General features: G+C 70.0%; 2 protein-coding genes. Both read left to right on the top strand.

All coding sequences use genetic code 11. The annotated features are described in order from the left end of the window. Positions 1-48 precede the first annotated feature (48 nt). Positions 49-10875, top strand: coding sequence for a type I polyketide synthase (locus AB0I52_RS30900; RefSeq protein WP_363078192.1), 10827 nt, complete (start codon positions 49-51; stop codon positions 10873-10875). A gap of 8 nt (positions 10876-10883) precedes the next feature. Next, positions 10884-14980 (top strand): beta-ketoacyl synthase N-terminal-like domain-containing protein (locus tag AB0I52_RS30895; RefSeq protein ID WP_363078190.1); only part of this gene is annotated, 4097 nt, incomplete at its 3' end.

Raw genomic sequence — 14980 nt, 5'->3', positions numbered from 1 at the left:
AAGGGCACGCTGACCGGCATCTGACCCAAAGGACTCGGTGAGACCGATATGGCCAACGACGAGAAGATCCTCGACTACCTCAAAAAGGTGACCGCAGACCTGCACCGCACCCGGCGCCGCCTCCAGGACGCCGAGGCCGCCGCGCAGGAACCCATCGCCGTCGTGGCCATGGGCTGCCGCTACCCCGGCGGAGTGACCACCCCCGAGGACCTGTGGCAACTGGTCGCGGAGGGCCGCGACGCCGTATCGGGCATGCCGGACGACCGGGGCTGGGACCTCGAACAGCTCATGGGCGACGACGCCTCGCAGCCGGGTACCAGCTACGTGCACCAGGGCGGATTCCTCCAGGGCGCGGGCGACTTCGACGCCGGGTTCTTCGGACTCAGCCCCATGGAGGCGGAGGCCACCGACCCGCAGCAGCGCCTCACCCTCGAAGTCGCCTGGGAGGCCTTCGAGCGGGCCGGAATCGACCCGGAGACCCTGCGCGGCGGCCGCGTAGGCGTCTACATGGGATCCGGCATCCAGGACTACGGCGACTTCCCCGAAGGCGTACCCGAGGTCGTCGAGGCCTACATGTCCACCGCACGGGCCGCCTCCGTCATCTCCGGCCGCATCTCCTACACCCTCGGCCTCGAAGGCCCGTCCTTCACCGTGGACACCGCCTGCTCGTCTTCGCTGGTCGCCCTGCACCTCGCCGCACAGGCCCTGCGCCAGGACGAGTGCAGCCTCGCACTGGCCGGCGGGGTCATGGTCATGTCCACAGCTGCGCCCTTCGTCGCCTTCAGCAAGCAGCGCGGACTCGCGCCCGACGGGCGGTGCAAGGCGTTCTCCGACTCCGCCGACGGCACCGGCTGGGCGGAGGGCGCGGGCATCGTCCTGCTGGAGCGCCTCTCCGACGCCCGCCGCAACGGACACCCCGTGCTCGCCGTCGTACGCGGCTCGGCCATCAACTCCGACGGCGCCTCCAACGGCCTCACCGCGCCCAGCGGCCCGTCCCAGCAGCGCGTCATCCGCCAGGCCCTCGCCAACGCACGCGTACCCGGCGCCCACGTCGACGTCGTCGAGGCCCACGGCACCGGCACCACCCTCGGCGATCCGATCGAGGCGCAGGCCCTGCTCGCCACGTACGGCCAGGACCGCACCGCCGAAGAGCCGCTGCGGCTGGGCTCGCTCAAGGCCAACATCGGCCACGCCCAGGCGGCGGCGGGCGTCGGTGGCGTCATCAAGATGGTGATGGCCCTGCGCAACGGCCTGCTCCCCAGGACCCTGCACGTCGAACAGCCCTCCACCCACGTCGACTGGACCGCCGGCCACGTCAGCCTGCTCACCGAGGCCGAGCCCTGGGCGCAGAACGGTCACCCGCGTACCGCCGGCATCTCGGCGTTCGGGCTCAGCGGTACCAACGTCCACGTGATCCTCCAGGAGGCCCCGGAGCCGGAACCCGCCGCCGAACCCGCCACCACGGGCCGCGACAGCGCGACAGGTGCGACCACCGGGACAGGCGACGGGAAGAGCGGGGAGCCGGTCGAGGGACAGCCGGCCACGGACAGCCGGACGACACCCTTCGCCACGCCAGTCGCCCCGTTCCTCGTCTCGGGACGCAGCGCCGCGGGCCTGCGCGCCCAGGCGGCGCGACTGGCCTCCTTCGTGCGGGACGGATCCGGAGCCGCCGCCCGGCCCCAGGACATCGGCCACGCCCTGGTCGCCACCCGCACCGCGTTCGAGCACCGTGCCGTCGTCCTCGACACCGGGACCCTCCCGGCCGCCGCCGACGACAACGAGCCCACCTCCCTCACCACCGCTCCGTCCACCCCCCTGCTCACCGGCCTGGACGCACTCGCGGAGGGCGCCAAGGCGCCGCACGTGATCCGGGGCACCGCCACCGGCCCCGCCCAGGTCGCCTTCGTCTTCCCCGGCCAGGGCTCCCAGTGGGACGGCATGGCCGTCGAACTCCTCGAATCCTCCCCGGTGTTCGCCGAGCGGATGCGCGAGTGCGCCGAGGCCCTGGCTCCCTTCACCGACTGGGACCTCCTCGACGTCGTCCACCAGCGCCCGGGAGCGCCCACCTTCGACGAGGTCGACGTCGTCCAGCCGGTCCTGTGGGCCGTCATGGTCTCCCTCGCGGCCCTCTGGCGCGCGTGCGGTGTCGAGCCCGCCGCCGTCGTCGGCCACTCCCAGGGAGAGATCGCCGCCGCCTGCGTCGCCGGGGCCCTCTCGCTGGAGGACGGCGCCCGCGTCGTCGCGCTCCGCAGCCGGATCATCCGCCAGGACCTCGCCGGACGCGGCGGCATGATGTCGGTCGCGCTGCCCTCCGCGGAGGCCGAGTCGGCGATGAGCGGCTGGGGCGACAGGCTTCAGATCGCCGTGGTCAACAGCCCCTCCTCCACCGTCGTGTGCGGCGAGAAGGAAGCCCTCGACGAGCTGTACACCCACCTGGAGACACAGGGCGTACAGGCCCGCCGCATCCCGGTGGACTACGCCTCGCACTCGGTGTTCGTCGAGGAGATACGCGACCGCCTGCTCGCGGACATCGCGGAGGTCACCCCCCGCCCGTCCACCACGACCTTCTACTCCACGGTGACCGGCGGCCCGCTCGACACCACCGCACTCGACCCCGGCTACTGGTACGAGAACCTGCGCCGCACCGTGCGCTTCGAGGACACCACCCGGGCCATGCTCGACGACGGGTTCACCCTCTTCGTCGAGGCCAGCCCCCACCCGGGCCTCTTCATCGCCCTCGGCGAGACCGTCGCCGCCGGCTCGGCCACCGCCACCGCCGTCGGCTCGCTGCGCCGGCACAGCGGCGGACCGGACCGCTTCGCCACATCGCTGGCCGAGGCCTACGTGCACGGCGCCCCGGTCGACTGGAGCCTCTTCTTCCCCGAGACCGCCGCGCCCGCCAACCGCGTGGAGCTGCCCACGTACGCCTTCCAGCGCGAGCACTACTGGGTCACCGCGCCCACCGGCGCCGGCGACGTGCTGACCGCCGGCCTCGAACCGGCCGGCCACCCGCTGCTCGGCGCACGGGTCTCCGCCCCGGACACGGACGCGCTCAGCCTGACGGGCCGCCTGTCCCTCGGCACCCACCCGTGGCTCGGCGACCACCGGGTGGGCGACTCCGCGTTCTTCCCCGGCACCGGACAGGTGGAACTCGTCGGCTACGCCGGTGACCAGGTCGGCTGCCCGGTGATCGACGAACTGACCCTGGAGGCACCGCTGATCGTCCCCGAGCGAGGTGGTGTCGCCGTACGTGTCACGGTCGGCACCGCAGCCTCGGACGGCCGGCGCCCGGTGACCGTGCACGCCCGTACGGAGGACGGCGACCAGCCGTGGACCCGGCACGCCACCGGCGTCCTCGCACCCGGCACCGCGACCTCCGGCGCGGGAACGCCCGACGCCGAGGACACGGCGTGGAGCGCGGGACAGTGGCCCCCGGCCGGTGCGGAGCCCGTGGACCTGGACGGTTTCTACGACGGCATGGCGCAGGAGGGCCTCAGCTACGGGCCCGTCTTCCGCGGCCTGAACGCGGCATGGCGCGCCGACGGCGACATCTACGCCGAGGTCGCGCTCCCCACCGGAACACCCGCGACGGACTTCCGTCTCCACCCGGCGCTGCTCGATGCGGCGTTGCATGGGGTGGCGTTGTCGGGTGCGGTGGGTGGGGGTGCTGCGTTGCCGTTCGCGTGGTCGGGTGTGTCGTTGGGTGTGGTGGGTGCGTCGGTGGTGCGGGTTCGGGTCTCGGTGGTGGGTGAGGGCCGTGTGTCGGTGGTGTTGGCCGATGCCGGTGGTGCGGGTGTGGTGGCATCGGTGGAGTCGTTGGTGCTGCGTTCGGTGGTGGGTGAGCGGCGTGCGGTGGCGGAGTCGGGTGTGTGGGGGTCGTTGTTCGGGGTGGAGTGGCCGGAGGTGGCGTTGCCGGGTGGGGACGCGGTCGAGGGCGTGGTGGTGGGTCACTGGGGCGATGTGGTGGGTTCGTCGGGTGTGGTGCCGGATGTCGTGGTGTTCGATTCGCTGCGCGCCGGTGGGGCGGGGGCTGGTTCCGCGGGTGGTGTGCGGGATGCGGTGTGTGAGGCGTTGGGGGTGGTGCAGGAGTGGCTGAGTGATGAGCGGTTCGACGGGTCGCGGTTGGTGGTGCGGACGGTCGGTGCGGTGGGGCCGTCTGGTGAGGGTGTGGGGGATGTGGCCGGTGCTGCTGTGTGGGGGCTGGTGCGGTCGGCGCAGTCGGAGAATCCGGGGCGTGTGGTGCTGCTGGACGGTGAGTTGGACGGCCTGGGTGGTCTGACCGGTGTGGCGCGGGTGGTGGCGCTGGGTGAGTCGCAGGTGGTGGTGCGGGAGGGCCGTGCGCACGTGGGCCGGCTGGAACGCGCCGTGCCTTCCGCGGAAGAGCGGAGCGGCGTGGAGTTCGGTTCGGTGGGGACGGTGTTGTTGACGGGGGGTACGGGGACGTTGGGGCGTGTGTTTGCGCGTCATTTGGTGGTGGAGCGTGGGGTGCGGCGGTTGGTGTTGACGAGTCGTCGTGGTGGTGTGGCTGAGGGTGTGGGTGAGTTGGTTGAGGAGTTGGCGGGGTGGGGTGCTGAGGTGGTGGTCGAGGCGTGTGATGTGGCTGATCGGGAGGCGTTGGCGGGGGTGTTGGGGGCGATTCCGGTGGATCGTCCGTTGGTGGGGGTGGTGCATCTGGCGGGGGTGCTGGATGACGGGGTGATCGGTTCGTTGACGTCGGAGCGGGTGGGGGCGGTGCTGCGTCCGAAGGTGGATGCGGCGTTGAACCTGCATGAGCTGACGCGTGGTATGGACCTCGCCGCCTTCGTCCTCTTCTCCTCCGTGGCCGGCACCTTCGGCAACGCGGGCCAGGGAAACTACGCCGCCGCCAATGCGTTCCTGGACGCGCTGGCCACGTACCGCAGGGCCGAAGGGCTCCCCGCGCACTCCCTCGCCTGGGGCTTCTGGGACGAGGCCAGCGGCATGACCGGCAAGCTGTCCGGTGCCGAACGCTCCCGCATCTCCTCCGTCGGCGGCGTCTTCCCGATCTCCTCGGAACGAGGAGTGGCCCTCTTCGACGCCGCACTGCGCATGGACAAGCCGGTGGCGGTTCCGGTGCAGCTCGACCTCGCCGCCGTACGGGCCCAGGGGGAGAGCAGCCGCGAACTCTTCCGCACGCTGGTCCCGGTCGTCACCCGGCGCAGGGCCGCGGGCCACGTCGTGGCGAACGGCCTTCAGCAGCGGTTCGCGCGCCTCGCCGAGTCCGAGCGAGAAGGAGCGATGCTGGAGGTCGTCCTCGAACAGGTCGCCTCCGTCCTCGGATACAGCTCCCTCCAGGCCATCGAACCGGAGAAGGCGTTCAAGGACCTCGGCTTCGACTCCTTGCGGGCGGTGGAGTTCCGTAACGCGCTGGCCGAAGCCACCGCGCTCCGTCTCCCCGCAACCGTCGTCTTCGACTACCCCACCCCCGTGGCCCTGGCCCGCCACCTGCTGGGCGAGGTCGCCGGTGCCGACGCCCCCGCGACAGCCGCCCTCGCCGCGGTGAGCCGGAACTCCCCCGCGCACACGGACGACCCGATCGTCATCGTGGGCATGGCCTGCCGCTACCCGGGCAACGTGGACTCACCCGAGGACCTCTGGCAGGCCGTGGCCGAGGGTGCCGATCTCATAACCGACTTCCCGTCCGACCGGGGCTGGGACCTGCGGAAGATCTACGACCCGGAAGGCATCCGGCCGGACACCAGCTACGTCGCGCGTGGCGGGTTCCTCGACGACGCCCCCGGATTCGACCCCGCGTTCTTCGGGATCAGCCCGAACGAGGCCCTGATCATGGACCCGCAGCAGCGGCTGCTGCTGGAAACGTCCTGGGAGGCGTTCGAGCGGGCCGGCATCGACCCGCTCTCCCTCAAGGAGAGCCGGACCGGCGTATTCGCCGGGATGATGTACCACGACTACGCCCACAACGCGAGCACGGGCGGCATCGCCTCCGGCCGGATCTCCTACGTACTAGGCCTCGAAGGCCCGTCGATGACGGTGGACACGGCGTGCTCGTCCTCGCTGGTCGCACTGCACCTCGCGATCCAGGCTCTGCGCTCGGGTGAGTGCTCCCTCGCGCTGGCGGGCGGCGTGGCCGTCATGTCGGAGCCCGAGGTCTTCGTCGAGTTCAGCCGGCAGCGTGGGCTGGCGAAGGACGGTCGGTGCAAGTCGTTCGCGGGTGCCGCGGACGGTGCCGCGTGGTCCGAGGGTGTCGGTGTGCTGCTGGTCGAGCGTCTCTCGGACGCCCGGCGGCTCGGTCACGACGTCCTGGCCGTGGTGCGGGGCAGTGCGGTGAATCAGGACGGTGCGAGTAATGGGTTGACGGCTCCGAATGGGCCGTCGCAGCAGCGGGTGATCCGCGCCGCGCTGGAGAACGCCGGGCTGTCGTCCGCCGATGTGGATCTGGTGGAGGCGCATGGTACGGGGACTCGGTTGGGTGATCCGATCGAGGCGCAGGCGTTGCTCGCGACGTATGGGCAGGGGCGCCCGGAGGGCGATCCGCTCTGGTTGGGGTCGTTGAAGTCGAATCTTGGTCATGCGCAGGCGGCTGCGGGTGTGGGTGGTGTGATCAAGGCGGTGGAGGCGATTCGGCATGGTGTGTTGCCGAGGACGTTGCATGTGGATGTGCCGACGCCGCAGGTGGATTGGGCGGCGGGGTCGGTGGAGTTGTTGACGGAGTCTCGGGTGTGGCCGGAGCGGGATCGTCCGCGTCGGGTGGGTGTGTCGTCGTTCGGGCTGAGTGGGACGAATGCGCATGTGATTGTGGAGCAGGCTCCGGTGGAGGTGGAGCCGGCTGAGGTTTCCGTGGTTGGGGTGCCGGTGGTGCCGGTGGTGTTGTCGGCGCGGAGTGAGGCGGGGCTGTCGGGTCAGGCGGGGAAGTTGCTTGAGCGTATGGACGCTTCCGCTTCCTTGTTGGATGTGGGTTTTTCGTCGGTGGTGTCGCGTGCGGTGCTTGAGCATCGTGCGGTGGTGGCGGCGTCGGATCGTGAGGAGTTGGTGCGGGGTCTGACGGCTCTGGTTGAGGGTGAGGTGTCGGCTTCGGTGGTGCGGGGGTCGGTGCGTCCGGCGGGCAAGGTCGCGTTCCTGTTCACGGGTCAGGGTGCGCAGCGGCTGGGGATGGGTCGGGAGCTGTATGAGGCGTTCCCGGTGTTCGCGGAGGCGTTCGACGCGGTGGTGGGGGAGTTGGATGCCCGGTTGGGGTGTTCGTTGCGTGAGGTTGTGTGGGGTGAGGACGCCGGTCTGTTGAACGGGACGATGTTCGCCCAGGCCGGTCTGTTCGCCGTCGAGACGGCGTTGTTCCGGTTGGTGGAGTCGTGGGGTGTGCGTCCGGACTTCCTGGTGGGTCATTCGGTGGGTGAGATCGCGGCTGCGCACGTCTCGGGTGTGTTGTCGTTGGCGGATGCGGCTGAGCTGGTGGTGGCGCGTGGTCGGTTGATGCAGGCGTTGCCGGCTGGTGGGTCGATGGTGGCGGTGGAGGCGACGGAGGCTGAGGTGCTTCCGCTGCTGAACGGTGAGGTGGGGATCGCGGCCGTCAACGGGCCGCGTGCGGTGGTCGTTTCGGGTACGGAGGATGCGGTTCGCGGGCTGGTCGCGGTGTTCGAGGAGCAGGGGCGTCGGACGAGTGTGCTGCGTGTCTCGCACGCGTTCCATTCGCCGTTGATGGAGCCGATGTTGGCGGAGTTCGGGGCGGTGGTGGCCGGGCTGTCGTTCGGTGCCGCGTCGATTCCGGTGGTGTCGGGTGTGTCGGGGGATCTGGCGGAGGACTGGGGTTCGGCCGCGTACTGGGTGCGGCATGTCCGGGAGGCCGTGCGGTTCGCGGACGCGGTGTCGTTCGTCGCTGCGCGTGGTGTCACGTCCTACGTCGAACTGGGTCCGGATGGTGTGCTGAGCGGGATGGCGCAGCAGTCGGTGGACGCTGAGTCGGCTCTGTTCGTTTCGTTGGTGCGTAAGGGGCGGCCCGAGGTGGCTGTGGCTGTTGCGGCGTTGGGTCAGTTGCATGTGGCGGGTGTCTCGGTGGACTGGGCTCGGTTCTTCGAGGGTTCGGGTGCGCGTCGTGTCGATCTGCCGACGTACGCCTTCCAGCACCAGAACTACTGGATCGTCGGCGAGCAGCGCGGTACGGACCTCGAATCCATCGGGCAGGAGTCCGCCGGCCACCCCCTTCTGAGCGCGGTCGTGACGTCACCCGATACGGACAGTGTGATTCTGACCGGTCGCCTGTCCACCGGGGCCCAGCTCTGGCTGGCCGACCACGCGGTCGGTGACGCTGCCCTCTTCCCTGGCACGGGTTTCGTGGAGCTGGCACTGAGAGCAGCAGACGAGGTCGGGTACGCCGGGCTCGAAGAGCTGACCCTGGAAGCGCCGCTGGTGCTCCCGGAGCATGGTGGCGTCGCCCTCCAGGTCGTCGTCGGTTCCCCAGACGACTCCGGCAGGCGACCGGTGACCGTTCACTCGCGCGGCGAGGCGACGGATCTGCCGTGGGTGCGCCACGCCACCGGTTCGCTTGTCGCCGTCGCCGCTGCGCCCGACGCCGAGGACATGGCCTGGAGTGCGGGGCAGTGGCCGCCGGCCGGTGCGGAGCCGGTTGATCTGGACGGGTTCTACGACGGCATGGCGGAAGCGGGTCTGCGCTACGGGCCGGCCTTCCGCGGACTGGGCGAAGCCTGGCGGACCGAGGATCACGTCTTTGCCGAGGTGGGTCTCCCCGAGGGCACCGAGCCCGGAACCTACGCCCTGCACCCTGCGCTGTTCGATGCGGCGTTGCATGGGGTGGCGTTGTCGGGTGCGGTGGATGAGGGGGCCGCGCTGCCGTTCGCGTGGTCCGGTGTGTCGTTGGGCGTGGTGGGTGCCTCGGTGGTGCGCGCCCGGGTCTCCGTGCTGGGTGAGGGCCGGGTGTCGGTGGTGTTGGCCGATGCGAGCGGTGGTGTGGTGGCATCGGTGGGTTCGCTCGTGCTGCGGTCGGTGGGCGGCGCGCGGCGCGCGGCGGCCGAGTCCGGTGCGTGGGGATCTTTGTTCAGGGTGGAGTGGCCGGAAGTGGCGCTGCCCGGCGCTGACGAGGCGGACGGCGTGGCCGTGGGCCACTGGAGCGATCTGAAGAGCTCGTCGGATGTGGTGCCGGACGTGGTGGTGTTCGATTCGCTGCGCGCCGGTGGAGCGGGGCTCGCCTCTGCGGGTGGTACCCGGGATGCGGTGTGCGAGGCGTTGGGGGTGGTGCAGGAGTGGCTGGGTGATGAGCGGTTTGCCGACGCACGGTTGGTGGTGCGGACGGTGGGCGCCATGGTGTTGCCGGGCGAAGAACTGACGGATGTGGCCGGTGCTGCTGTGTGGGGGCTGGTGCGGTCGGCGCAGTCGGAGAACCCGGGACGCGTGGTGCTGCTGGACGGCGAGCCGGACGACCTCGCTGAGGTGGCAAGGCTGGTGGCCCTCGACGAGTCGCAGGTGGTGGTGCGGGAGGGCCGTGCGCACGTGGGCCGGCTGGAACGCGCCGTGCCTTCCGCCGCTGACAGGTCCGGCGTGGGGTTCGATTCCGCGGGGACGGTGCTGCTGACAGGCGGAACCGGGACGCTGGGCCGGGTATTCGCGCGTCATTTGGTGGTGGAGCGTGGGGTGCGGCGGTTGGTGTTGACGAGTCGTCGTGGTGGTGTGGCTGAGGGTGTGGGTGAGTTGGTTGAGGAGTTGGCGGGGTGGGGTGCTGAGGTGGTGGTCGAGGCGTGTGATGTGGCTGATCGGGAGGCGTTGGCGGGGGTGTTGGGGGCGATTCCGGTGGATCGTCCGTTGGTGGGGGTGGTGCATCTGGCGGGAGTGCTGGATGACGGGGTGATCGGTTCGTTGACGTCGGAGCGGGTGGGGGCGGTGCTGCGTCCGAAGGTGGATGCGGCGTTGAACCTGCATGAGCTGACGCGTGGTATGGACCTCGCCGCCTTCGTCCTCTTCTCCTCGGCTGCCGGAGTGCTCGGCAACCCGGGCCAGGGAAACTACGCGGCCGCCAATGCGTTCCTGGACGCGCTGGCTACGTACCGCAGGGCCGAAGGGCTCCCCGCGCAGTCGCTCGCCTGGGGTCCCTGGGCGGACGGCGGCATGGTGGACGGCCTGCAGAGCGCCGACTCCCAGCGGATGCGCCGGACCGGCATCGAACCGCTCTCCGGCGAGGAAGGAACCGCTCTCTTCGATGCGGCCGAGACCTCCGGTGGGCCCGCGCTCGTCACCATGCGGGTCGACCTCACCGGGGCGGGCGCCCCGGAGCCGGACGACCTGCCCGACCTGTTCCGAGGACTGGTACGGCCCAGTGCCCACCGACCCACCGACGCGTCGGCATCCGGTGCTGCGGCGTTCCGCCGGCGGATGACCTCGCTGACCGACGACGAGCGCGCGGATCAGGTGCTCGACCTCGTACGCGCCCACGCGGCCGCCATTCTCGGGTACGCGGGTCCCTCGGCCATCGAGCCGGACCGGGCGTTCAAGGAGCTCGGATTCGATTCGCTGGCGGCGGTGGAGTTCCGCAACGGCCTGGCCCAGGCCACCGGACTCCGCCCCTCGGCCACGCTGGTCTTCGACTATCCGAACTCCCGCGCACTCGCCCAGCACCTGGCGGAGGAACTGCGCCCCGACTCCCCCACGGACGACGAGGCCGTCGGGGAGGAGCGGGTCCGACGCATTCTGCAAGGAATTCCCCTGAGCCGGCTCAGGGACGCGGGACTGATGGAAGTCCTCTTCGAGCTCGCCGGTGCTCACGACGAGCCGGCGAACGAGGCGGAGGGTACGGACGAGCCCTCCGCCGACTCCATCGACTCGATGGATGCCGAGAGCCTGATCAGCATGGCACTCGACGGATCCGGCCTTGACGACGCGACACAGGGAATGTGAGAGCCCCGATGAGTAATTCCGACGAGAAGCTGGTCGCCGCACTGCGGGCGTCGCTCAAGGAGAACGACCGTCTGCGGGCCCACAACCGAAAGCTGTCCTCCGCGGCCCACGAGCCCATCGCCATCGTCGCGATGAGCTGCCGCTTTCCGGGAGGCGTCGAATCGCCGGAGGCCCTGTGGCAGCTGGTGAACGACGGTGTGGACGCCATATCCGAGTTCCCGGAGAACCGAGGCTGGGACCTCGGTGCCCTCTACGATCCGGACGGCGAGCGACAGAACACCAGCTACGTCAACCAGGGCGGGTTCCTCCACGCCGCAGACACGTTCGACCCGGCGTTCTTCGGGATCAGCCCGAACGAGGCCCTGATCATGGACCCGCAGCAGCGGCTGCTGCTGGAGACGTCCTGGGAGGCCTTCGAGCGGGCCGGCATCGACCCCACCACGTTGAAGGGCAGCAAAACCGGCGTATTCGCCGGAATGATGTACCACGACTACGCCCACAGCAGCGCCACGGGTTCCATCGCCTCGGGCCGGGTGTCGTACGTCTTCGGCTTCGAGGGCCCGTCGATGACGCTGGACACGGCGTGCTCGTCGTCGCTGGTCGCGATGCACCTGGCGGCCCAGGCGCTGCGTTCGGGCGAGTGCTCCATGGCACTGGCCGGAGGCGTGGCGCTCATGTCGACGCCTGAGGTCTTCGTCGAGTTCAGCAGACAGGGCGGCCTCTCCAAGGACGGCCGCTGCAAGTCGTTCGCGGGCTCCACCGACGGCACCAGCTGGTCGGAGGGGGCCGGCGTCCTGCTCCTGGAGAAGCTCTCCGACGCCCGCAGCAACGGACACCCGGTCCTGGCGGTCCTGCGGGGCAGTGCGGTGAATCAGGACGGTGCGAGTAATGGGTTGACGGCTCCGAATGGGCCGTCGCAGCAGCGGGTGATTCGTGCGGCGTTGGCTGATGCGCAGATTTCGTCGGATCAGGTGGATCTGGTGGAGGCGCATGGTACGGGGACTCGGTTGGGTGATCCGATCGAGGCGCAGGCGTTGCTTGCGACGTATGGGCAGGGGCGGGTCGAGGGTGATCCGTTGTGGTTGGGGTCGTTGAAGTCGAATCTTGGTCATGCGCAGGCGGCTGCGGGTGTGGGTGGTGTGATCAAGGCGGTGCAGGCGATTCGGCATGGTGTGTTGCCGAGGACGTTGCATGTGGATGTGCCGACGCCGCAGGTGGATTGGGCGGCGGGGGCGGTGGAGTTGTTGACGGAGTCGCGGGTGTGGCCGGAGCGGGATCGTCCGCGTCGGGTGGGTGTGTCGTCGTTCGGGCTGAGTGGGACGAACGCACATGTGATCGTGGAGCAGGCTCCGGTGGAGGTGGAGCCGGCTGAGGTTTCCGTGGTTGGGGTGCCGGTGGTGCCGGTGGTGTTGTCGGCGCGGAGTGAGGCGGGGCTGTCGGGGCAGGCGGGGAAGCTGCTGGAGCGTATGGACGCTTCCGCTTCCTTGTTGGATGTGGGTTTTTCGTCGGTGGTGTCGCGTGCGGTGCTTGAGCATCGTGCGGTGGTGGCGGCGTCGGATCGTGAGGAGCTGGTACGGGGTCTGACGGCTCTGGTTGAGGGCGAGTTGTCGGCTTCGGTGGTGCGGGGGTCGGTGCGTCCGGCTGGTGCTACGGCCTTCCTGTTCACGGGTCAGGGTGCGCAGCGGTTGGGGATGGGTCGGGAACTGTATGAGGCGTTCCCGGGGTTCGCGGAGGCGTTCGACGCGGTGCTGGTTGAGCTGGATGCCCGGTTGGGGCGTTCGTTGCGTGAGGTGGTGTGGGGTGAGGACGTCGGTCTGTTGAACGGGACGATGTTCGCCCAGGCCGGTCTGTTCGCCGTCGAGACGGCGTTGTTCCGGCTGGTGGAGTCGTGGGGGGTCCGTCCGGACTTCCTGGTGGGTCATTCGGTGGGTGAGATCGCGGCTGCGCACGTCGCGGGTGTGTTGTCGTTGGCGGATGCGGCTGAGCTGGTGGTGGCGCGTGGTCGGTTGATGCAGGCGTTGCCGGCTGGTGGGTCGATGGTGGCGGTGGAGGCGACGGAGGCCGAGGTGCTTCCGCTGCTGAACGGTGAGGTGGGGATCGCGGCCGTCAACGGGCCGCGTGCGGTGGTCGTTTCGGGTACGGAGGATGCGGTTCGCGGGCTGGTCGCGGTGTTCGAGGAGCAGGGGCGCCGGACGAGTGTGCTGCGTGTCTCGCACGCGTTCCATTCGCCGTTGATGGAGCCGATGTTGGCGGAGTTCGGGGCGGTGGTGGCCGGGCTGTCGTTCGGTGCCGCGTCGATCCCTGTCGTGTCGGGTGTGTCGGGGGATCTGGCGGAGGACTGGGGTTCGGCCGCGTACTGGGTGCGGCATGTGCGGGAAGCGGTGCGGTTCGCGGACGCGGTGTCGTTCGTCGCTGCGCGTGGTGTCACGTCGTTCGTGGAGGTGGGTCCGGATGGTGTGTTGAGCGGGATGGCGCAGCAGTCGGTGGACGCGGAGGCAGCTGTCTTCGCCCCCCTCGTGCGTAAGGGTCGTCCCGAGGTGACCACGGCTGTCACGGCGCTGGGTCAGTTGCATGTGGCCGGTGTCTCGGTGGACTGGGCCCGGTTCTTCGAGGGTTCGGGTGCGCGTCGTGTCGATCTGCCGACGTACGCCTTCCAGCGCGAGCGGTACTGGATGGAAGCGGAACTCGGCGGCAACGATCCCGGCTCGTTCGGCCTGGCCACGACCGATCACCCACTCCTCGGCGCGGCCGTCGCGCTGGCGGAGGCCGATGAGATGGTGCTCACCGGAAGGCTCTCTCTGGCCACCCAGACCTGGATCGCCGATCACGGTGTGCTGGGCAGCGTCCTCCTGCCCGGCACGGCCTTCGTTGAACTGGCCGTCAGAGCCGGTGACGAGGTTGGCTGCGACCTCCTCGAAGAGCTGACGTTGCAGGCGCCACTCGTGGTCCCCGAAGAGGGCGGTGTCGCGATTCAGGTAGCGATCGGCGCAGCCGATCCGACGGGGCGGCGCTCGGTCAGCGTGCACTCACGAGCCGACGGCGCCGACCACGCGCCTTGGACGCGTCATGCGGAAGGCACCCTTGCCGTGGGTGCGGAGACCCCTGCCGCGGACCTGACTGTGTGGCCGCCGAAGGGCGCTACGGCGATCGACGTCGAAGGAGCCTACGGCCTCCTCAACGAGCGTGGCTACGGTTACGGGCCGGTGTTCCAGGGGCTCAAGGCCGCCTGGGCCTCCGGGGAGGAGCTGTACGCGGAGGTCGCACTCCCCGACTCGGCGCACGACGACGCCCGGCGCTTCGGCCTGCACCCCGCTCTGCTCGACGCAGCCATGCACGTGGCGCTCATTGACGACGGTTCGGGGACCGACGAGTCGACCGTTCTGCCCTTCGCCTGGACCAACGTCGCTCTGCACGCGGCAGGGGCCTCGGTTCTCCGCGTCCGGATCGCGCCGGCCGGGCAGGACAGTGTGTCCGTCCTGGTGTCGGACGAAGCGGGCCAACCAGTGCTCAGCGTTGGCGCATTGGTGTCCCGTCCGGTGTCGGTGGGGCAGTTGGGTGGTTCGGGTGTGGGTGGTGGGTTGCATGAGGTGGTGTGGCGGCCGTTGGTGTCGGCTGGTGTGGTGGGGGGTGCTGGGGTGTCGGGTGCGGTGGTGTTTGAGGTGCCGTCGGTGGGTGCGGGTGTGGGTGTGGGTGTGGATCCGGTGGTGGGTGTGCGGTCGGTGTTGGGTGGGGTGCTTGAGCGTGTGCAGGGGTGGTTGGCGGATGAGGGTGCTGTGGGTGGTCCGTTGGTGGTGGTGACGCGTGGTGGTGTGTCGGTGGGTGTGGGGGATGGGGTGGATGTGTGTGTGGCGCCGGTGTGGGGGTTGGTGCGGGCGGCGCAGGCGGAGAATCCTGGCCGGATTGTGCTGGTCGATGTGGATGCTGATACCGATGTGGATGCGGGTGCTTCGGGTGGGGTGTTGGGGGATGTTGCGGGTGTGGTGCTGGGTTCGGGTGAGCCGGAGGTTGCGGTGCGGGGTGGTGAGGTGTTGGTCCCGCGTCTGGTGGAAGTGCCGGCAGGCGATGGCGATGGCACAGGGGCGGTCGATGGTGTGGGTGATGGTGT

The sequence above is a fragment of the Streptomyces sp. NPDC050423 genome (assembly GCF_040655445.1).
Lineage (GTDB): Bacteria > Actinomycetota > Actinomycetes > Streptomycetales > Streptomycetaceae > Streptomyces.
Note: the sequence above shows the minus strand (reverse complement) of the source record. Positions and strands in the feature narration are given on the sequence as shown.